The following is a 19,941-nucleotide window of genomic DNA, read 5'->3' on the forward strand; positions in this document are numbered from 1 at the left end:
GCTTTCCGCGGGTCAGCGGTGGGCTGTGAGCTGGGCGTGCAGGGTCAGCGCGGAGGCGTCGGTGAGGGATGCGATCTGATCAACAATCACCCGACCGCGCGCCCGGTCGTCGGGCGCGGCGTCGAAGAGGGCGCGGAACTGGGGGTCGAGTCCGTCGGGGGCGCGCCGGGCGAGCGCCTCGGCCAGCTCGGCGACGACGATGCGCTGGTCGGCCCGGAGCACCTCCTGCTCGGCGCGCTGCATCACATAGCGGTCGGCGACGGCCTTGAGGACGGCGCACTCGTTGCGGGTGGCGCGCGGGACGACGAGTTCGGCGGCGTAGCGGGTGAGGCGGCCGGTGCCGTACGTCTGCCGGGTGGCGCCCTCGGCGGCCAGGCAGAAGCGGCCGATGAGCTGGCTGGTGGCGTCCTTGAGCCGGGCCTGGGCGGGCGCGGAGCCGTCGTAGTGGTGGGGCCACCAGTCCTGGTCGAGGAGGCGGTCGAGGGCCTCGGACAGCTCCTCGGGGTCGGTGTCGGCGGGGACGTAGCGGCCGATGGCGACCCGGCGGATCTCCTCCCGCTCGGGCTCGGCGAGCAGCAGATTGGGGTCGATGTGCCCGGCGTGGAGGCCGTCCTCGAAATCGTGGACGGAGTACGCGACGTCGTCGGACCAGTCCATGACCTGGGCTTCGAAGCAGCGGCGGTGCCGGGGGGCGCCGTCGCGGACCCAGGCGAAGACGGGCAGGTCGTCCTCGTAGACGCCGAATTTGCCCGATCCGGGGTCGGTGGGGTGGCCGCCGAGGGGCCAGGGGTACTTGGTCGCGGCGTCGAGGGCGGCGCGGGTCAGGTTGAGCCCGACGCTGACCGGGGTGCCGTCGCCGTCGGTGACGAAGCGCTTGGGCTCGATCCGGGTGAGCAGCCGGAGGGACTGGGCGTTGCCCTCGAAACCGCCCCACTCCCTGGCGACCTCGTTCAGCGCGACCTCTCCGTTGTGCCCGAAGGGCGGGTGGCCCATGTCGTGGGCGAGACAGGCGGTCTCGACGAGGTCGGGGTCGCAGCCGAGGGCGGCGCCCAGCTCCCGGCCGACCTGGGCGCACTCCAGGGAGTGGGTCAGCCGGGTGCGGGGGCTGGCGTCCCACGCCTGGTTGCGGGTGCCGGGGGTGACGACCTGGGTCTTGCCCGAGAGCCGGCGCAGGGCCGCGGAGTGCAGGACCCGGGCGCGGTCGCGCTGGAAGGCGGTCCGGCCGGGGCGTTTGTCGGGCTCGGGGGCCCAGCGGGCGGTGGCCGCCTCGTCGTATCCGTACACGTCGTCACTGTCACTGTCGCTGTCCCCGTAGCCGTAGCCGTCACCTGCACGGCCGCTGCCGCGGTGGTGCCCCGGGTGCTCCTGTGCGCCGCCGGGGCCGGGGGCGGCGGGGTGCCCGTAGGCATGGGGGTACGGGCCGCGGGGTCCGGGCCCGTTCGGTGTGCTGCCGGTCGTGCCTTCCATGCCCTGACGGTATCCGGAGCCACTGACGGCGGTCCCGGGGGGCGGGGTGGCCTCCGGCCGGGCAGCGGTACGGGGCGGCCTCCCGCCGGGGGGTGACTGGTCCGGGGCCTCGGGGCCGGGGCCGCCGCCTGCCCGGGGCGGGCGGCCCCCGGGCCGGGAGGCGGTAAGGGTCCGGTACGCGTGCGGGGGCCTCGGGCCGGAGCCAGGGCCCTCACGCCCGGGGGACGGGGTGGGCGGCCCCGGCCGGGAGCCGGTACGGACCGGGCCCGGACCCGGGGCGGCACGTTCCGGGCCCCGGGGACCGGGGCCGGTACGGGGTACTGCCCGGGTACAAGTACGGGTACGCGTTCAGGACCGGGGCCGGGGCCGTACGACCGCGGCAAGGCCCGCCGCCGCCCGCGCGGGCGCCCGGTGCCGGGAGAACCGGAAACCGCGTTCCCGCGTCTGACCAGGCATGAAGCAAACACTGCAAGGGCTGCGCGCCCGGCTGCGGGACCGGGCGCCCCGCGGCGACCGGTCCCGGACGGCGGCCCTGCGGGCGCTGCGGATACCGCGGCCCCGGCTGCCCCGGTCGCGGCGGGGGCAGCGGCGGCTGGCGCAGGCGCTGATGGCGGGTGCCGTACTGGCGCTGGCGCCCACGACCTGGCTGCACCTGGCGGCGGGCGACCGGGTGCGGACGGTCGCGGACGTACCGCCGCAGGACGTGGCGGTCGTCTTCGGCGCCGGGCTGTGGGACGGGAAGCCGACTCCGTATCTGGCGCACCGCCTCGACGCGGCCGCCGAGCTGTACCGGTCCGGGAAGGTGAAGGTCGTCCTGGTCACCGGGGACAACAGCCGCACGGACTACGACGAGCCCGACGCGATGCGGACGTATCTGACGGGGAAGGGCGTACCGGACGGCCGGATCGTCAGCGACTACGCGGGCTTCGACACCTGGGACTCCTGCGTCCGCGCCAAGAAGATCTTCGGGGTGGACCGGGCGGTCCTGGTCACCCAGGGCTTCCATATCCGCCGGGCCCTCGCGCTCTGCGGCTCCGCCGGGATCGAGGCGTACGGCATCGGGGTCTCCGAGCCCCGTGACGGGACCTGGTACTACGGGGAGGTGCGCGAGCTGGTCGCGGCGGGCAAGGCGACGCTGGACTCCGTGGTGCGGCCGGATCCCCGTTTCCTGGGCACGGAGGAGCGGGGCGTACGGGAGGCACTGGCCGCCGCGGGTCGCTGACCGGGCGGACCCGGCGGGGACACGCGGCCCCCTGCTCGCATCGCCCCCGCCGCCGCGCGACAGTGGGCCCATGCCCAATATGGAACAGGACGTGCCCACCCTGCTCGCCCGGCACTCCGCCGCCCTGGCGCTCTTCACGGAACGGGTCCATGCCGTCCGGCCCGCGCAGTGGGGCGAGCCGACGCCGTGCACCGAGTGGTCGGTGCGCGATCTGGTCAACCACCTCACGGCGGAACAGCTGTGGGTGCCCGATCTGGTGACGGACGGCGCGGACCTGGCGGAGGTGGGCGACGCGTACGACGGCGATGTGCTGGGCGACGATCCGCGCGCGGCCTGGGACGCGGCGGCCCGGGCCGCCCGCCGGGCGTTCGCCGCGCCGGGCGCGCTGGAGCGGACGGTGCGGCTGTCGTACGGGGAGACCCCGGCGGTGGCGTACTGCGCACAGATGACGACGGACGCGGTGGTCCACGCCTGGGATCTGTCCCGGGCGATCGGCGCGCCCGAACGGCTCCCGGACGATCTGGTCGCCTTCGCCCTGGACGAGGTCACCCCGTACGCGGCACAGCTCTCCCGGACGGGCCTGTTCGCCCCGCCGGTCGAACCGCCGCCGGGCGACAGCCACCAGACCCGGCTGCTGGCCCTGCTGGGCCGCCGCGCCTGACCCGGTGGAGGGCCCCGCGGGGGCGCCCACCGGCCGCGCCCGGCACAGGGCAACGGGCGGTCCGGGATCGGCGCCCACCGCCGGATGACGGGCCCGGGGGCACGGGCCGGGGCCCCGGCACCCACGGCCGATGGCGGCCTCCGGGGCAACGGCCCAACAGCCCGCCGCGGCACACCCGGCCGGTGGCCTGCCCCGGGGCGGCCGCCGCGCCCGGGGGCCGGCAGCGGCGCCGGGTGCCCGGCACCGGCGGCAGGGCCCCGGGTCGGCGGGTGTGCACACCCGGACGGAACCACGCGGGACCGGCCCCGGCGACACCCGGGCCTGCGGGGCCGGGGCCCGTGGTGCGCACGGCGGCAGGCGCGGGCGCGGCCGGGGCGGCCGGAGCCTGCACCGGCTCCGGGCGGCCCGCCCGGGTGGCCAGCAGCCACCCTGGCCCCCCGAGCCCGCCGCAGGCGTCAGGCGTCAGGTGCCGTACGGACGCACCGCTCTGGCTTCCCGCAGGGCCCGCCCCCACCACGCCAGCTGGTCCAGCAGCCCCTTGGCGGCGGCGTCGCAGTGCCGTGGGTCGCGGTGGCGGCCCCCGGTGTCGAAGTGGCCGTGGGCGTTGTGGAAGGAGACGGTGTCCCGGACGGTGACGGAGTGGAGTTCGGCGAAGACCTGCCGCAGATGCTCGACCGCGCGCAGCCCGCCGGACATCCCGCCGTAGGAGACGAAGGCGACGGGCTTGGCCCGCCACTCCGGCCCGTGCCAGTCGATGAGGTTCTTCAGGGCCGCGGGGTAGGAGTGGTTGTACTCGGGTGTCACCACGACGAAGGCGTCGGCCGCGGCCAGCCTCGCCGTCACCGCCGCGGCGCTCTCGGGCAGGGGCGCCCCGAGATCGGTGGGCAGTTCGACGGCGCCGAGGTCGACGATATCGGTCGTGAAGTCCTCGCGCCCCGCCGTATGTTCGAGGAACCAGTCGACGATCACGGGCCCGAACCGGCCCAGCCGGTTGCTCCCCGAGATCACGACGAGTCTCATCGGCCCGGTCCCGGGGGAGGACGGAACGGCCGCCGGATTCTGCTGAGTTGCGATGTCCATGCACCTGAGGCTGAGCCCTCAACCATGGTTGAGGTCAACTCCCCGCCACTCACCCGGACGGGTGAGCCCCACGGATTCCCGCCCCTCGGCCGTGAACCGGGACCTACGGTGCGAGCGCGCACCTGCGCGAGCGAGTACGGAGAGCTACCGTGACCACCATGACGGAACGGCCGGCGCCGGCGGGCGCCTCAACCGCCGAAGTGACCGACGCGAGTACCCCGGCGTACTTCGACAGCCTGCTCCGGACGGTGGAGGAGCTCGACACACCTGACGGCTACAAGGCCGAAGTCATCCGGGGGAAGATCGTCGTGTCACCGTGGTCGAGGCTGCGCTACAAGCGGCCGATGAAACTGCTCAGGCAGCAGCTCGCGGCCCACGCTCCCGACGGGCACGACGCGGACACGTCGCCGTTCCTGTTCGTCTTCCCCCACTCCGGCCGGGCCTTCGGGCCCGATCTTCATGTGGCCGACGAGCGCGCTTTCGACGCCGAGGGGCGGCACGCCGACGGCGAGGCGCTGTCCCTGGTGGCGGAGTTCACGTCGGTCACCACACGGGACGCCGACTGGGCGGACAAGCTGGAGGTGTACGGGCGCACGGTGCCCGTTTATCTCGTTCTCGATATGCAGAGCGACGAAGTCACGGCCTTCTGGGACCCCTCGCCGCAGGGCTACCGCTCCCGGACCACCAAGCCCTTCGGCAAACCGCTGCCGATTCCGGCGCCCTTCGGGTTCGACCTCGACACGGCAGGCTTCGGCACCGGCTGAGCCGCCGCCCGGCGCCCCGCGCTCCACCTCCCCGCACCCGGCCCGGCGGGCCGCCCGTCACCCGATCGGCGCGGCCCCCGCCGTAACTCGGGAGACCGCCCTGACCTGCGGTAACGTCCGGCGTCCAGGGCGACACGCCGGGTGAGGCGAGGCGATCTGACGATATTTCAGCAGGCGTGGGGCGCGGGGTGGGACTTATCTCGGAGGGGACGGACCCGAGGCCCGAGGGCCACCCGCGCTCCCCGGAGGAGACCATGCGCACCACCGCCCGACTGCTGACCAGCGCCGCGCTGGCAGTCGCGACCACAGGACTCGGCCTCGGCGCCGCAGGAGCGGCGTACGCCGGGGACCAGGGGTCGCTGGAGGTCTTTCCCTCCACCGCCGAGCCGGGGAGCACCGTCACGGTCAACACCACGGCCTGCGGGCGGGACGGGCACGGCACGGGTGACGCGCGGTCGCTCGGGGTGGACGAGTTCCATCTGTCGCCGGGATCGCACCGGGAGTCCGTGGTCGGGGAATTCCGGGTGCCCAGCGGAATCGAGGCCGGGAGCTACCGCGTCGAGGTGCGGTGCAAAAACGGCAAGCGCAGCTCGGGCGATGTGGTGATAAGGCACCGGAACAACGGGCACGGCACCGGTGAGGACTCCGGCGGATCGCACCACGAGCAGCCCAGCGGGCATGTCAGAACCGGGCTCGGCGGCAGCGTGGGCCCGGACGGCACCCAGGTCGCGGCGGGCGCGGCGGTACTGGCCGCGGCCGCCGTCGGCGGGGCCCTGCTGCTGCGCCGCCGGGCGAAAGGCGCGCAGAACGGCTGACGGGCCCGCCCCGCCCCCGCTCCCCCGGAGCCCGGCACCGCCGGGCGGTCCGGCGGGAGCGGGGGGTTCCGCCGTGCCCCGCGGTTTTCCCCCGCGGTTTTGCCCCCGCAGTCGCGATCGCACCGTGGAGGACCGTTGAGCGCCAACGCCAAGGGGTGGTGTCTGGCCGCCGCCGTCTGCGCCGGGCTCTGGCTCGTCCACGACGGCGCGCAGGACGTGACCCCGCCCGTCCCCTCCGCCGCCCAGGCCTTCGCGGCGGGCCCCCGCTTCCACACGGATGCCGCGGCCGACCCCCTGCCGCCGTCCCAGCCGCTGCGGTTCCGGATTCCGGACATCGACGTCGACACCCCGTTCGTCGGGCTGGGGCTCGGCCGGGACGGCAGTCTGGACGTCCCGCCCGCGGAGAACCGGAATCTGGTCGGCTGGTACCGGGAGGGCACCCCGCCGGGCTCCCGCGGCACTTCCGTGATCGCCGGCCATGTCGACAACGCGAGCGGCCCGGCCGCCCTCTACGCCCTCGGCGCCCTGGAGAAGGGCCACCGGATCGAGGTGGTGCGGGCCGACCGGCGGGTGGCCGTGTTCACCATCGACGCCATCGAGGTGTACGAGGCCGAGGCATTCCCGGACACCAAGGTGTACGGCCCGAAGGACCGCGCCGAACTCCGCGTGATCACCTGCGGCGGCGGCTTCAGCAAGAAGACCGGCTACCGGGGCAATGTGGTCGCGTACGCCCATCTCATCGGGGTCCGGAAGGCATGACGGCGCCATGCCTTCCGGACCCCGGTGAGCCGAAGGCTGAAGGGCAGCGCTCCGGCCGCGCCGCCCTCCGCCGTGCCCCCGGTCACCCCGCCGCGGGCGATGCCTCGCTGCCGCCGGTGCGCGGGGGCCGGGCGGCTCCCTTCACCGCCTGCTCGTACAGCCGCCGCCCCCGCTCCGTCGAGAAGTCGAGCCGGGCCAGCACACCGGGGACGGCGATCGACGCCATCAGCGAGCGGTGCAGATCGGCCATCCGCTCCGGCATGTCCTGACGGTTGGTCATGATGCTGGACATCACCTGGGTGCCGGTGAAGGTCGCGGTCATCATCCAGGAGACCGCCTCGATGTTCAGGTGCGGCAGCAACTCGCCGTTGGCCTGCGCCTCCCGGAATTTGATCTGGTTGATCTCGTTCCATGCCTGCATGGGAACCCGCCGGTCCAGCCCGTCCCTGGCCGAGCCCGCGTCCACGGTGAGCCGCACACTCCCCTGGAAGATCGGGTCACCGGTCTTCGGCTGGAGCAGATGCGAGAGCACCTGGGCTCCGTCGATCGCCTCCTGGAGCTTCAGCTCGTGCGGCGTGATCTCCGGCAGTACGTCGGCCTGGGCGTCGAGCACCGCCTGGGCGAGCTCCCGCTTGGACTCGAAGTGGAAGTAGAGGGCGCCCTTGGTCAGTCCCGCCCGTTCGAGAATGTCGGTGATCTTCGTCGCCTCGTATCCGACTTCGTCGAACACCCTGGCCGCTTCCACGATGATCTTCTGCCGTGTGCGGATGGCCCGCTCCTGTTGCGCCACAAGGCGCCCCCTAACCGCCGCTGCGTGAAAAAAGACCGAACGGTCTGATTCTAACGTGGCCCCTCGCGGTCCGGTATCGGCAACGTTCCGGTCGCCGCCCCGGACCACGGCTTACCCCCTCCCGCGCCCCCGGCCCGTGCGGGCCGGGGGCGGATCCGGTCCCCCGCCCGTACGGGAGCCGCGGGGAGGAAGGGAACCGGGCCGGGTCAGCGGTTGGGCAGCAGATCGCCGTCCGCCGCCGCTTCCGCGGCACCCGGCTCCCACTCCCCGCCGCCGGGACGGGCATCGCGCTCACCCCCGGACTGCGCGCCGTGGCCCGCGGGCGGCTCGCCGCGCCCGGCGTCGCCGGGGTTCCGGACCAGCATGGCCGCCAGGGTCGCGGCTATCAGTACCCCCGCGGCGCCCACCAGGAAACTGTGGGACATGCCCGTAGTAAAAGCGGCGGCCGCCACCTCCAGCAGTGCGCCGTCCTCGGTCCGTTCGGCCAGGTCCATCGCGTAGCCGATGGACTCGCGGGCCGCGTGGGGCACCGTGGCCGGCATCCCGTCGGAGTATCCGCTGGAGAGCACGGCACCGATGGCGGCGACACCGAGGGCCGCGCCCGCCTGCTGGACGGTGTCGTTGAGGGCGGAGCCGACACCGGCGTGCTCCTTCGGGACGGCACCCATCAGCGCGGAGATCACGGCCGGCATCGCGAGGCCGCTGCCCGCCCCCATCAGGACCATCGCCGCGACGAGCACGCCCCAGCCGTCGCCCCGGGAGAGCGTCGACAGTACGGCGAAGCCGGCCGCGATGGTGAGGAGCCCGGTCACGGCGACGACCCGGTTCCCGATCCTTGCCAGCAGGGCCGCACCGACGGCGTTGAACAGCAGGGTCGTCACCGCCAGCGGGGTGAAGGCGAGCCCGGCCGCGGTGGCGCTGTAGTCGAGGACGAACTGGAGGTACTGGGTGAGCACCAGCATCAGACCGCCGTTGGCGAAGGTCAGCAGGACGATCGAGAGGCTGGCGCCCGTGAAGACCTTGTTGCGGAAGAGGGAGAGCGGGACCATCGGCGACGCGGTGCGGGTCTCCCAGACCGCGAAACCGACCAGCCCCACCAGGGCGACGGCCAGCGAGACCTGGGTACCGGTGTGCCCGAGACCGCCCTTCGGCAGTTCGATGACCGTCCAGACCAGGGCGGTCATTCCGGCCATCGAGAGCACCATCCCGACGGGGTCCGCCTTCCGCCAGGGGCCCTTGGACTCCGGCATCAGCACCAGCGCCGCCACGATCGCCAGCACCGCGACCGGGATGTTGATCAGGAAGACGGCACCCCACCAGAAGTCGGCGATCAGCGCGCCGCCGAGGACCGGACCGCCGACCAGGCCGACCATCGCCACCGCGGACCAGGCGGCGATCGCCTTCGGCCGCTCGTCCTCGTCGAAGACGGTGACCAGGATGGAGAGCGTGCTCGGCATCACCAGCGCACCGCCGACGCCCATCAGCGTCCGGCCCAGAACGAGCTGTCCGGGGCTGGTGGCCCAGGTGGCGATCATGGACGCCGCGCCGAAGACCACCAGTCCGACGATCATCACCTTCCGCCGGCCGAAGCGGTCGGAGAGGCTGCCCGCGGTCAGCAGCAGACCGGCGAAGACCAGCATGTAGGAGTCGAGGATCCACTGGATGTCCCGGTTGGTGGCACCCAGGTCCTTGGTGATCGCGGGGATGGCCACGGCAAGCACCATGTTGTCGATCACCAGCACCAGAGTGCTCAGGCAGAGCACCACCAGAATCAGCCAGCGTCGCGGATGACGTTCCGTCACTTCAAGCCTTTCACAGGGCGTTGACCCCTGAGGGACCGGCCGAGGCCGCTCTCCCGGGGTGAGGACTGCGCCAATATAAAACCGACGTGGCGGTTTTCTCTACACCGCTGCCGGTTTCTTTGCGATCAACAACGGACCAGGGACCCAGCCTCGCAACCCGATCCGGAGGTGGCCCAACCCTCAACACACGCTGACTGAACAGGTGTTACTCGATGTCGGGGGATGAGGGTCCCGGCCGCGACGCATGCGTTCGCGCCCTGCGGCGGGGAAAAATTTACAGCCGAAAGAGTCTGTTTCTGAGACGGCAACCGCCGGGTGATGCCCGTTCAGGGGCTGGTGCGCGTCCCGATGACGACGGTCGCCCACCAGGTGTCGGAGTGCGCCGCCTCGGGGCTCAGCCCGGCGTCCGCCACGATGTCCAGGGCCCGTTCGGCCTGCCGGTCACCCGTCTCGAAGAGCAGACTGCCACCGGGCGCCAGCCACTCCCCCGCCCCGGCCGCGACCCGCCGCAGCACGTCGAGCCCGTCCGCGCCCCCGTCGAGCGCCACCCGCGCCTCGTGCTCCCGGGCCTCGGCCGGCAGCAGCCCGATCTCCCCGGTGGGTACGTACGGCACATTGGCCAGCAGCACGTCCACCCGCCCCCGCAGGGCCGGCGGCAGCGGGGCGTAGAGGTCGCCCTCGTACACCCGGCCGCCGAAGGGCAGCACATTGCGGCGGGCGCAGCGCACCGCGGCGGGGTCGATATCGGCGGCGTGGAGTTCCGCGCCCGGCACTCCGGCCGCGAGGGCGGCACCCAGCGCGCCGGAGCCGCAGCACAGATCGGTGACGACGGCCCGGGGCGGGGCGAGGCCGAGGGCCAGCCGGACGAGGAACTCCGTACGGCGCCGGGGGACGAACACCCCGGGGTCCACGGAGATCCGCAGCCCGGCGAACCCGGCCCAGCCGACGACGTGTTCCAGCGGGCGTCCGGCGGCCCGCAGCTCCACCAGTTCGGCGAGCCGGGCGGGGGTGTCCGCCGCGGAGACCAGCAGTCCGGCCTCCTCCTCGGCGAAGACGCAGCCGGCCGCGCGGAGCCGGGCCGCGACGGGGGCGGGGTCAGCGGAGAAAGCGGGGTCGACGGCGGGCGCAGGATCCACGGCGGCGTCGGAGGAGAACGCAGCAGGCGCAGCGGGCGAGGAGGTGGTGAGGGGGTCCGGGGAAAAGGGGTGCGACAAGGGCATGGTGGGGGCCTTCCGGGTTTCCGAAGGGCGCTCCACGGCTCTCACCTCTGCCGGTGGGCCGTCCCGGCCGTCGTCCGGCCGTACGCGAGGAGCACCCGGTCCTGCACAGCGGAAATCGGGCTCACCTCCTCGTTCGTCCGTCGTGGCTCCGTGCCCGCGTACCGTGCGGCACGGGGCTGCCGGACGCGGGACGGCCACTCTATCCCGGCGGTTCCCGCCCGGCACCGGGACCGCGCGCTCAGCTCAGTCCGGAGGCGTCGAAGACCGCGCGGGCCCGCTCCGTCTCGACATCGGCCATCCGTGCACGGAGTCCGTCCAGGACCCGGGTGCCGGTGCGCAGCAGCCCGCTCTCCCGCGAACGGCGTGCGCCCCGGTCGAGTTCGTGCCAGATCAGCGGGTTCGCGGTGAGGGTCATCGGGTCGACCTCCACCCGGCCCCCGGCCGCGTCGACCAGGACGACGCGCTGGGAGATGCCCTCGCGGCGGGCGACCCGGGTCAGCAGGTCGGTGCGGACGCACCGTTCGCGGAGCAGTCCGCGGACGGTCAGCCGGTCCCGGCACACCGTCACCCGGGGCGGGTAGAGCACGGCGAACAGCAGTCCGGCGAGGCCGGTCCAGAGCGCGGAGCGCGGGGCGTCGAGAGTGCCGCCGCCGAAGTCGACGATATGGAGCAGGATCAGCAGGGCGAGGGAGCAGAAGGCCGCGGCCCACAGATCGTGGGTCCACCGGCCGTCCTCGGCGAGTACGGCACCGGGGCCGGTGTCCCGGCCGGGGCACCGGCCGCCCCCGTCGAGCGGGGACCTCCCGGGTCCGTCGCGCTCGCCGCGCTCCTCACGTTGCCCGAATCTCCGGTACTTCCCGTGCTTTCCCGGCCCACCGTCCCGGCGCTGAGATCCCATGGCCCGGAGCGTAGGCCCGCGGGGCCCGTTCGTCGCCGTCCCGGTGGGCGTGCTGACGCTTTCCGTACGCATCGCGTCAACATCCCGTGAAGACCCGTCGCCGGGGCGCAAGGGACGTGACAAGACGGCCCGTGGCGGGAAATCGGCGCCTTCACTCTGGGGGCGGCCCCCGGCGCGGGGGCCGGGCCAGGAGGGGGACCAGCACGATGAGCAGAATCTCCACGCCGCGCGGCACGGCCGGGGATCCGGCGGGGCCGCCGTCCGGAAGGCCGGAACGGTTCGGGACGGACGCTCCGGCGGGCCTCGCGGCCCCGGACCGGCCGCCGGGACCGGACCGCCGCCCGGAGGCCGGGGGTCCGACGGAGGCCGGGGGGCCGCCGCTCGCGTTCCACCGCGGCCACCGGGAGCGGCACAAGCTGACCGCCCTCCAGGGGCTGGCCGCGCTCTCCCTGGACGCGATGGCGTCGGTGGCGTACGGGCCGGAGGCCATCGTCCTGGTCCTGGCGGCCGCGGGGGCGGCGGGGCTCGGCTACACCCTGCCGGTCACCCTGGCGATCGCCGCTCTGCTGGCCGTGCTGGTGGCCTCGTACCGCCAGGTGATCGCCGCCTTCCCGGACGGCGGCGGTGCGTACGCGGTCGCCCGCCGCCATCTCGGGCGGCGGACCTCGCTCACCGCGGCCGCCTCCCTCGTCCTCGACTACGTGCTCAATGTCGCGGTCTCCGTGACCGCCGGGGTCGCGGCCCTCACCTCGGCCTTCCCCTCCCTCTACGACGACCGGCTGCCGCTCTGCCTGGGGGTGCTGGTCCTGGTCACCGCGGTCAACCTGCGGGGCATCGTGAACTCGGCGAAGGCGTTCATCGTGCCGACGGCGGTCTTCGTCGGCTCGATCCTCACCCTGATCGCGGTCGGGCTGTTCCGGTCCGGCCCGGTGTCCACGGCGACGGCCGACGGACATGCCACGGTCCTGGGCGAGAACGCCACTGCGGTCGGCGCGCTGCTGCTGCTCAAGGCGTTCGCCTCGGGCTGCTCGGCGCTGACGGGCGTGGAGGCGGTCGCCAACGCGGTGCCGTCGTTCCGTGCCCCGGCCGCCCGGCGGGCCCAGCACACGGAGATCGCGCTGGGCGCCCTGCTGGGGGTGATGCTCATCGGCCTGTCGGTGCTGATCGGCCGGTTCCACCTCCAGCCCGTCGAGGGTGTGACCGTACTGGCGCAGCTGGCCGATGCCTCACTCGGCCACAACTGGGGCTTCTATGTGGTGCAGTTCGCGACGGTCGTCCTGCTGGCGCTGGCCGCGAACACCTCGTTCGGCGGGCTGCCGGTGCTGATGTCGCTGCTGGCCAGGGACAACTATCTGCCGCATGTCTTCCGGCTGAAGGCCGACCGGGAGGTCCACCGGCACGGCGTGGCGGCGCTGGCGGCGGTCGCCGCGCTGCTGCTGTTCTTCTCCGGCGGGGACACCAACACCCTGGTACCGCTCTTCGCCATCGGGGTCTTCGTGGGCTTCACGATCTGCCAGACCGGGATGGTGATCCACTGGCGTACGGTGCGTTCACCGGGGTGGGCCCGGCGGGCGGCGCTCAACGGGTTCGGGGCGGTGCTGACCGGAGTCAGCGCACTGGTGGTCACCGCGACCAAGTTCACCGAGGGCGCCTGGCTGATCGTGATCGCGCTGCCCGCGCTGGTGGTGCTCTTCGAGCGGGTGCACCGGGCGTACGGGCGGATCGACGAGCGCATCGGGCTGGGCCGGGTACCGGAGGCGCCGCACCGGGACCGGTCGCTGGTCATCGTCCCCGTATCGCATCTCTCCCGGCTGACCTGCGAGGCGGTGAACGCGGCGGTGTCGCTGGGGGACGAGGTGCGGGCGGTGACGGTCACGCACACCGACCCGGAGGACCGGGAGACGGCGCGGGCGCTGCGCCGGGACTGGGAGCTGTGGAACCCGGGGGTGGACCTGGTGGAGCTGCATTCGGAGCACCGCCGGATAGGGCGGCCGGTGTCGGAGTACGTCCGGCGGGTGTACAAGTACCACCCGAACACCCGGGTGACGGTGCTGATTCCGGAGGTGGAGCCGGACCGCTGGTGGCAGCGGGTGCTCCAGAACCAGCGGGGCGCGGTGCTGGCGCACGCGGTGCGCCGGGACACCGAGGCGGTGATCTGCCGGCTGCGGTTCCGGCTGGCGGACCCGGAGCGCCGGGCCGGTGGCGGGGCCGCGGACGGTCCCGGGGCCGGGGCCCGGGAGAGCTGAGCCGTACGGCCCCGGAGTACGGCCCCGGGGTGCGGGAGTGCGGGCGCCGGGGACTCACGGGTCCCCGGCGCCGCCCTGTTCCGGCCGGGTGGACCGGTGACCGGGACACCGGACGGTCCGGACCGTACGCGCCGTACGCGCCGGCCGGTGTACGACCGGACCGTGATGTGGTCCGCCCGGCCCGCCGCTCAGCCGGCGGTGGAGGCCTCCGCGGGGGCCCCGCCCCGCAGCAGGGCCGCGCCCAGCGGGGTGAGGGTGTGGAGTACGGCGTTCCCGTGGCGGAGGGTGAGGACGAGCCCGGCCTCCCGCAGTACGGCCGCGTGCTGGCTGGCCGAGGCGAGGGAGACACCCGCCCTGCGGGCCAGTTCACTGGTGGTGCAGCCGTGGCGGATGGCCTGGAGAACGGCCGAGCGGGTATGCCCGACGAGCCGTCCCAGGGAGGGGGCGAGCGCGGTGGCCGCCTCGCCGAAGACCGGGTCGGGCGGATGGTCGACGGGGTAGACCAGGACCGGCGGCAGCGCGCCGTCCCGCAGGACGACGGGGGTGTCCCGGCAGAAGAAGGAGGGCTGGAGCAGCAGCCCCCGGCCGTCGAGCCGGAGTTCGCGGTCGACGGGGTAGTCGGCTTCCAGCACCGGCGCCCGCCAGCGGAACACGGGCGGCAGCGAGCAGAGGAGTTCGGCGGCTCCCCCGTCGAGCAGCGCCCGGCCGCGAGCGGCGCGATCGGCTTCGACTCTGGCTTGAATATGCGGCCAGTACGGTTCCACCGCGGCCCGGTAGTAGCTGCGGACCGTGGTCAGCAGCCGGGACATGGAACCGGGCCGCCCCTCGGCGAGTGCGGCGACCGCGGGGGCCGGGGCGGGGGTGGCGGCCGGCGGCGCCTGGGGCCGCTCGGCGGTGCCGCCGGCTCCCGGCGCAGGTCCGGGCGCGGATCCCGGTGCACGGCCGCCTGCACGGGCGGATGCACGGGATGCTGAAGCCAGAGTCAGTTCGGAAAGAAGTCGGGCCGGGGCGGTGGCGCGTATCGCCGCGAGGCCCGATTCAAGACCGCCACCGCCTTCCGGCGGGGTCAGAAAGTCCGGAAAATAGCCTCTTGGCGGTACGACGGCGGCCAGCAGGCTTGTTTCACCATTCAACCTGGCCCGGGTTTCCGATCGCCATTCCCCGAACATCACCGCACGTCGGCGCTCCCTCAATCGATGAAAACTGAGAATGGTCTCCCACAGGACATCCGGTTTCGCGGCCATTCTCACTCGGGCCAGATCGTCGCCGGAGAAATGGATACGGAGCACTGAACCCCCACCTGTTGCATGAGCAATCGCCCCCTACCACTGAGTATGCACACCATCACAACCGGTTACCACGGAGTTTCAGCCAGAGTTGAAAAGCCTCGCCCGGGACGGGTGCGAACCGAAAGGCTGTACCGCGTCGGACAGGTTCCTTCTGTCTCCGATGGACGTAGCGAAGACCGTGGGGGGCTTTGCATCGTCCGGCGGCGGGTGACAGAAGGTGCGGCTCCCTGTCCGGCCGGGGTAATGGGGCGCGGCCCGAGGATGGGGATCCACGGGCCGCGCCCCGCCCGTGTCCCGGGGCGGAATGGCAACCTCCGTTAGTTAACGGACGGGGCTGCAGGGACGAATTCAGCAACGACTTTATGGAAGTCGCGCAAACAGTGGATGTACACCGGAAACGGGAGTTGCACAGAAGAGCCGACTAAGCAGCGAAGGAGCGGGCGCCCCGCACAAGGCGCCCGCTCCTTCCGTTCTGGGTTCCGGGACCGCCGCCGCCCGTTGAGGGATGGGGTACGGACGGCGGCGGGCCCGGAGTTCGAAGGTCAGCGCGAATCGCTGCCCCGCGACTCGATCGCCGCCCGCCCGGCCTCCAGCCGGGCCACCGGGATCCGGAAGGGCGAGCAGGACACGTAGTCGAGGCCCACCTCGTGGAAGAAGTGCACCGACTCCGGGTCGCCGCCGTGCTCACCGCAGACGCCCAGCTTGAGATCGGGACGGGTGGCCCGGCCGGCCGCCACGGCGCTGCGGACCAGGGAGCCGACGCCGTCCTGGTCGATGGTCTCGAAGGGCGATACCCCGAAGATGCCCTTCTCCAGGTAGGCGGTGAAGAAGCTCGCCTCCACATCGTCCCGGGAGAAGCCCCAGACGGTCTGGGTGAGGTCGTTGGTGCCGAAGCTGAAGAACTCGGCGGCCTCGGCGATCTGAGCGGCGGTCAGCGCCGCGCGCGGCAGCTCGATCATGGTGCCGAGGGCCAGCTTCAGGGTGGTGCCGGTGGCCGCCTCGACCTCGGCGATCACGGACTCGGCCTCGTCGCGGACGATCTCCAGCTCCTGGACCGTGCCGACCAGCGGGATCATGATCTCGGCGCGCGGGTCGCCCTTGGCGTCCTTGCGGGCGGCAGCGGCCTCGGCGATCGCCCGTACCTGCATGGCGAAGAGGCCGGGGATCACCAGACCGAGCCGGACCCCGCGCAGCCCCAGCATCGGGTTCTGCTCGTGCAGCCGGTGCACGGCCTGGAGGAGCCGCAGGTCGTTCTCGTTGTGGTCCTTGCGGGACTCGGCGAGCGCCACCCGTACCGAGAGTTCGGTGATGTCGGGGAGGAACTCGTGGAGCGGCGGGTCGAGCAGCCGGACCGTCACCGGCAGCCCGTCCATCGCCTCGAACAGCTCGGTGAAGTCCTTCCGCTGGAGCGGCAGCAGCCGCTCCAGCGCCTCGGCCCGCTCCTCGTCGTGGTCGGCGAGGATCAGCCGCTCCACCATCTCGCGCCGCTCGCCGAGGAACATGTGCTCCGTACGGCAGAGGCCGATGCCCTGGGCGCCGAACCGCCGGGCGCGGAGGGCGTCCTCGGCGTTGTCGGCGTTGGCCCGGACCCGCAGTCTGCGCACCCGGTCCGCGTACGCCATGATCCGGTGTACGGCGCCGACCAGTTCGTCGGCGTCGTCGGCGCCCGCGTGCATCCGGCCCTCGAAGTACTCGACGACCGGGGAGGGCACGACCGGCACCTCACCGAGGTACACCTTGCCGGTGGAGCCGTCGATGGAGACCAGGTCGCCCTCCTCCACCACGGTGCCGCCGACCGTCATCCGCCGGCGCTTGGTGTCGACCTCCAGGTCCTCGGCGCCGCAGACACAGGTCTTGCCCATCCCGCGGGCGACGACCGCCGCATGGGAGGTCTTGCCGCCGCGGGAGGTGAGGATGCCCTCGGCGGCGATCATCCCGTCCAGGTCGTCCGGGTTGGTCTCCCGGCGGATGAGGATGACCTTCTCGCCGGAGCGGGACCACTTGACGGCGGTGTACGAGTCGAAGACGGCCTTGCCGACCGCGGCGCCCGGCGAGGCGGCGATACCGCGGCCGAGCAGCTCGACCTTGGCGTCCTCGTCGAAGCGGGGGAACATCAGTTGGGCCAGCTGGGCGCCGTTGACCCGCTTCAGGGCCTCGGCCTCGTCGATCAGCCCCTGGTCGACGAGCTGGGTGGCGATCCGGAAGGCGGCGCCCGCGGTCCGCTTGCCGACCCGGGTCTGGAGCATCCAGAGCTTTCCGCGCTCGATGGTGAACTCGATGTCGCAGAGGTCCAGGTAGTGGTTCTCCAGCGTCTCCATGATCCGCATCAGCAGGTCGTACGACGCCTTGTCGATCGTCTCCAGCTCGGCGAGCGGCACGGTGTTGCGGATGCCTGCGACCACGTCCTCGCCCTGGGCGTTCTGGAGGTAGTCGCCGTAGACGCCCTGCTGGCCGCTGGCGGGGTCACGGGTGAAGGCGACCCCGGTGCCGGAGTCGGGGCCGAGATTGCCGAAGACCATCGAGCAGACGTTGACGGCGGTGCCCAGATCGTTGGGGATGCGCTCCTGGCGGCGGTAGAGCCGGGCCCGGTCGCCGTTCCACGATTCGAAGACGGCCTTGATCGCCAGGTCCATCTGCTCCCGGGCGTCCTGCGGGAAGTCCCGTCCGGCCTCGGTCTTCACGATCTTCTTGAACCGCTTGACCAGCTGCTTCAGATCGGCGGCGTCGAGATCCGTGTCCACGGTGACGCCCTTGGCCTCCTTGGCCTCCTCCAGCGCCTCCTCGAAGAGTTCGCCGTCGACCCCGAGGACGGTCCGGCCGAACATCTGGATCAGCCGCCGGTAGGAGTCCCAGGCGAACCGCTCGTCGCCCGCCTGCGCGGCCAGCCCGGTCACGGAGGCGTCGGAGAGACCGATGTTCAGGACGGTGTCCATCATCCCGGGCATGGAGAACTTGGCGCCCGAGCGGACCGACACCAGCAGCGGGTCGGCGGGCTCGCCGAGCTTTTTGCCCATCCGCCGCTCCAGGGCGTCGAGGTGCGCACTCACCTCGGACCGGAGGGCGGCCGGCTCGTCACCGCTGTCGAGGTAGACCTTGCACGCCTCGGTGGTGATCGTGAAGCCCGGAGGGACGGGCAGCCCGAGATTGGTCATCTCGGCGAGGTTGGCGCCCTTGCCGCCGAGCAGGTCCTTGAGGTCCTTGTTGCCCTCGGTGAAGTCGTAGACGAACTTCTGCTCGGACGTCTGATCGGGAAGGTCTCTGTTTTCCGACACGGCTCTCGACCCTTCGAGGCTCGGTGGCTGCCCTGACGGCCAGGAACATACCCAGATCGAAGGCGTCTGGGTACGTCCACTTGGTCGTCATACGGCCGTAACCACTCGTCCGCCACCGGATCGAAAGTTAACTGACGGGTAGACGGCTTTACCTTCCCCGTTCAGAGCTTGAACGCACCGCCACCTTCGGCAACGGATCGCACCCGGCGGATCGACGGATGGTGACCATGATCGTGAGAGGTCGAACGCATTCGGGTGGCACGGAGTGCCACCCTTGCGAGTTGTGCAGTCGATCAAAAACCGCTCATCCGAGCGGATGGGTTCTCAAGGGTGGCGAGAATCACGCATGGGAAGAGCCCCGGAATCCATCATCCGGACGCACGGGAACCGCCCGCCGCCAAAGTGGCGACGGGCGGTTCACAGGCCCGGAGATCGGGAGGAAAGGGCGTCAGCCGCCCGAGGTGTCCAGCTCGGCGTCCGCGGCGACGCTCGCGCAGTCGTACGGGTCCTTGAGCCAGCCGTCCGGGAGCACCACACGGTTGTTCCCGGACGTCCGCCCGCGCGGCCCGTCCGCGCCCTCGGGCCACGGCTGGTCGAGGTCGAGCAGCGAGAGCTGCTCCTCCAGCTCCGCCAGGGACGAGGTGACCGCGAGCCGCCTGCGCATCTCGGAGCCGACCGAGAAGCCCTTCAGATACCAGGCGACGTGCTTGCGGAAGTCGATGACACCGCGGGACTCGTCCCCGATCCACTCCCCCAGCAGTCGCGCGTGGCGCACCATCACCGCGGCCACCTCGCGCAGCCCCGGCTCCGTACGCTCCGTACCGCCCTCGAAGGCGGCGACCAGGTCCCGGAAGAGCCACGGGCGGCCCAGACAGCCGCGGCCGACCACGACACCGTCGCAGCCGGTCTCCCGGACCATCCGCAGCGCGTCGTCCGCGGACCAGATATCGCCGTTGCCGAGGACCGGGATCTCGGGCACATGCTCCTTGAGCCGGGCGATCGCCTCCCAGTCGGCGGTGCCGCCGTAGTGCTGGGCGGCCGTCCGGCCGTGCAGGGCGATGGCGGTGACTCCCTCGCCGACGGCGATCCGGCCCGCGTCCAGATAGGTCAGATGGTCGTCGTCGATGCCCTTGCGCATCTTCATGGTCACCGGCAGGGAGCCGGCGTTGCCGACGGCCTCGCGCAGGATCGCCCGGAGCAGGGGCCGCTTGTACGGCAGGGCGGAGCCGCCGCCCTTGCGGGTGACCTTGGGGACCGGGCAGCCGAAGTTGAGGTCGATATGGTCGGCGAGGTCCTCGTCGACGATCATCCGGACCGCCTTGCCGACGGTGACCGGGTCGACGCCGTACAGCTGGATCGACCGCGGGGTCTCGGTCGCGTCGAAGTGGACGAGCTGCATGGTCTTCTCATTGCGCTCGACCAGCGCCCGGGTAGTGATCATCTCGCTCACGAAGAGCCCCTTGCCCCCGCTGAACTCCCGGCACAGGGTGCGGAAGGGGGCGTTGGTGATCCCGGCCATCGGCGCGAGCACCACCGGGGGCCGCACCACGTGCGGGCCGACGGCGAGCTGCGCGGCGGCCGGGGCCTCGGGGGCCGGCGCGGCCGGGGCGGCGGGGGACGTGGCGAGCGTGGTCATCCGTCCATTGTCGCGTATGG

15 protein-coding genes are annotated in these 19,941 nt (G+C 72.7%); 6 read left to right on the top strand and 9 right to left on the bottom strand.

What is annotated here, in order from left to right; translation table 11 throughout:
- Window positions 1–12: 12 nt before the first annotated feature.
- Window positions 13–1,467 carry a deoxyguanosinetriphosphate triphosphohydrolase gene (locus ACWDR0_RS04235; RefSeq protein ID WP_456350074.1) on the bottom strand — a complete coding sequence of 485 codons (1,455 nt, stop codon included), beginning with the start codon at window positions 1,465–1,467 and terminating at the stop codon, window positions 13–15.
- 454 nt (window positions 1,468–1,921) lie between these two features.
- Between ACWDR0_RS04235 and ACWDR0_RS04240 the strand changes: the two genes are divergently transcribed.
- Together ACWDR0_RS04240 and ACWDR0_RS04245 are read left to right on the top strand one after the other, a co-directional pair.
- Window positions 1,922–2,689, top strand: coding sequence for a SanA/YdcF family protein (locus ACWDR0_RS04240; protein WP_456350075.1), 768 nt, complete (start codon window positions 1,922–1,924; stop codon window positions 2,687–2,689).
- A gap of 79 nt (window positions 2,690–2,768) precedes the next feature.
- Entirely contained in the window at window positions 2,769–3,350 is a 582-nt protein-coding gene (locus ACWDR0_RS04245) for a TIGR03086 family metal-binding protein (protein WP_456350165.1), read from the top strand.
- 462 nt (window positions 3,351–3,812) lie between these two features.
- On the opposite strand, the gene ACWDR0_RS04250 is transcribed toward ACWDR0_RS04245, so the two are convergent.
- Window positions 3,813–4,430, bottom strand: a complete 618-nt coding sequence (locus tag ACWDR0_RS04250) for an NADPH-dependent FMN reductase (RefSeq protein WP_456350076.1) — start codon at window positions 4,428–4,430, stop codon at window positions 3,813–3,815.
- Between the two features lie 158 nt (window positions 4,431–4,588).
- On the opposite strand from ACWDR0_RS04250, the gene ACWDR0_RS04255 reads away from it, so the two are divergent.
- From ACWDR0_RS04255 to ACWDR0_RS04265, 3 genes are all read left to right on the top strand, one after another.
- The gene (locus ACWDR0_RS04255; RefSeq protein ID WP_456350077.1) at window positions 4,589–5,194 is read left to right on the top strand and encodes a Uma2 family endonuclease; all 606 of its coding nucleotides are present in this window, start codon (window positions 4,589–4,591) and stop codon (window positions 5,192–5,194) included.
- A gap of 254 nt (window positions 5,195–5,448) precedes the next feature.
- Window positions 5,449–6,009: a hypothetical protein gene (locus ACWDR0_RS04260; RefSeq protein WP_456350078.1), complete on the top strand. Its 561-nt coding sequence runs from the start codon at window positions 5,449–5,451 to the stop codon at window positions 6,007–6,009.
- Between the two features lie 135 nt (window positions 6,010–6,144).
- Window positions 6,145–6,768: a class F sortase gene (locus ACWDR0_RS04265; RefSeq protein ID WP_456350079.1), complete on the top strand. Its 624-nt coding sequence runs from the start codon at window positions 6,145–6,147 to the stop codon at window positions 6,766–6,768.
- Window positions 6,769–6,850: 82 nt separating this feature from the next.
- Here the strand turns inward: ACWDR0_RS04265 and ACWDR0_RS04270 are convergent, their stop codons facing one another.
- From ACWDR0_RS04270 to ACWDR0_RS04285, 4 genes are all read right to left on the bottom strand, one after another.
- Complete coding sequence (locus ACWDR0_RS04270) at window positions 6,851–7,558, bottom strand: ScbR family autoregulator-binding transcription factor (RefSeq protein ID WP_456350080.1); 708 nt, start codon at window positions 7,556–7,558, stop codon at window positions 6,851–6,853.
- 206 nt (window positions 7,559–7,764) lie between these two features.
- Window positions 7,765–9,360, bottom strand: coding sequence for an MFS transporter (locus ACWDR0_RS04275; protein ID WP_456350081.1), 1,596 nt, complete (start codon window positions 9,358–9,360; stop codon window positions 7,765–7,767).
- A gap of 326 nt (window positions 9,361–9,686) precedes the next feature.
- Window positions 9,687–10,580 (bottom strand): putative protein N(5)-glutamine methyltransferase, encoded by an 894-nt coding sequence (locus ACWDR0_RS04280; RefSeq protein ID WP_456350082.1) that lies wholly within the window; start codon window positions 10,578–10,580, stop codon window positions 9,687–9,689.
- A gap of 238 nt (window positions 10,581–10,818) precedes the next feature.
- Window positions 10,819–11,478, bottom strand: coding sequence for a hypothetical protein (locus ACWDR0_RS04285; protein WP_456350083.1), 660 nt, complete (start codon window positions 11,476–11,478; stop codon window positions 10,819–10,821).
- A gap of 206 nt (window positions 11,479–11,684) precedes the next feature.
- Here ACWDR0_RS04285 and ACWDR0_RS04290 point away from each other — a divergent pair, with 206 nt between their 5' ends.
- On the top strand, window positions 11,685–13,724 hold the full coding sequence (locus ACWDR0_RS04290) for an APC family permease (RefSeq protein ID WP_456350084.1): 2,040 nt from the start codon (window positions 11,685–11,687) through the stop codon (window positions 13,722–13,724).
- A 188-nt stretch (window positions 13,725–13,912) separates the two neighbouring features.
- On the opposite strand, the gene ACWDR0_RS04295 is transcribed toward ACWDR0_RS04290, so the two are convergent.
- The 3 genes from ACWDR0_RS04295 to dusB all read right to left on the bottom strand — a co-directional run bounded on the left by ACWDR0_RS04295 (window position 13,913) and on the right by dusB (window position 19,921).
- On the bottom strand, window positions 13,913–15,013 hold the full coding sequence (locus tag ACWDR0_RS04295; RefSeq protein WP_456350085.1) for an ArsR/SmtB family transcription factor: 1,101 nt from the start codon (window positions 15,011–15,013) through the stop codon (window positions 13,913–13,915).
- A 542-nt stretch (window positions 15,014–15,555) separates the two neighbouring features.
- On the bottom strand, window positions 15,556–18,285 hold the full coding sequence (gene ppdK / locus ACWDR0_RS04300; protein WP_456350086.1) for a pyruvate, phosphate dikinase: 2,730 nt from the start codon (window positions 18,283–18,285) through the stop codon (window positions 15,556–15,558).
- Between the two features lie 448 nt (window positions 18,286–18,733).
- Entirely contained in the window at window positions 18,734–19,921 is a 1,188-nt protein-coding gene (gene dusB, locus ACWDR0_RS04305) for a tRNA dihydrouridine synthase DusB (RefSeq protein WP_456350087.1), read from the bottom strand.
- Window positions 19,922–19,941 lie beyond the last annotated feature (20 nt).

The sequence above is a fragment of the Streptomyces sp. NPDC003691 genome (genome assembly GCF_053981115.1).

Excerpts from the sequence above, each read along its gene's own strand:
- ACWDR0_RS04235 (WP_456350074.1), bottom strand. The coding sequence starts at position 1,467 with ATGGAAGGCACGACCGGCAGCACACCGAACGGGCCCGGACCCCGCGGC.
- ACWDR0_RS04240 (WP_456350075.1), top strand. The coding sequence starts at position 1,922 with ATGAAGCAAACACTGCAAGGGCTGCGCGCCCGGCTGCGGGACCGGGCG.
- ACWDR0_RS04245 (WP_456350165.1), top strand. The coding sequence starts at position 2,769 with ATGGAACAGGACGTGCCCACCCTGCTCGCCCGGCACTCCGCCGCCCTG.
- ACWDR0_RS04250 (WP_456350076.1), bottom strand. The coding sequence starts at position 4,430 with ATGGACATCGCAACTCAGCAGAATCCGGCGGCCGTTCCGTCCTCCCCC.
- ACWDR0_RS04255 (WP_456350077.1), top strand. The coding sequence starts at position 4,589 with ATGACGGAACGGCCGGCGCCGGCGGGCGCCTCAACCGCCGAAGTGACC.
- ACWDR0_RS04260 (WP_456350078.1), top strand. The coding sequence starts at position 5,449 with ATGCGCACCACCGCCCGACTGCTGACCAGCGCCGCGCTGGCAGTCGCG.
- ACWDR0_RS04280 (WP_456350082.1), bottom strand. The coding sequence starts at position 10,580 with ATGCCCTTGTCGCACCCCTTTTCCCCGGACCCCCTCACCACCTCCTCG.
- ACWDR0_RS04285 (WP_456350083.1), bottom strand. The coding sequence starts at position 11,478 with ATGGGATCTCAGCGCCGGGACGGTGGGCCGGGAAAGCACGGGAAGTAC.
- ACWDR0_RS04290 (WP_456350084.1), top strand. The coding sequence starts at position 11,685 with ATGAGCAGAATCTCCACGCCGCGCGGCACGGCCGGGGATCCGGCGGGG.
- dusB (WP_456350087.1), bottom strand. The coding sequence starts at position 19,921 with ATGACCACGCTCGCCACGTCCCCCGCCGCCCCGGCCGCGCCGGCCCCC.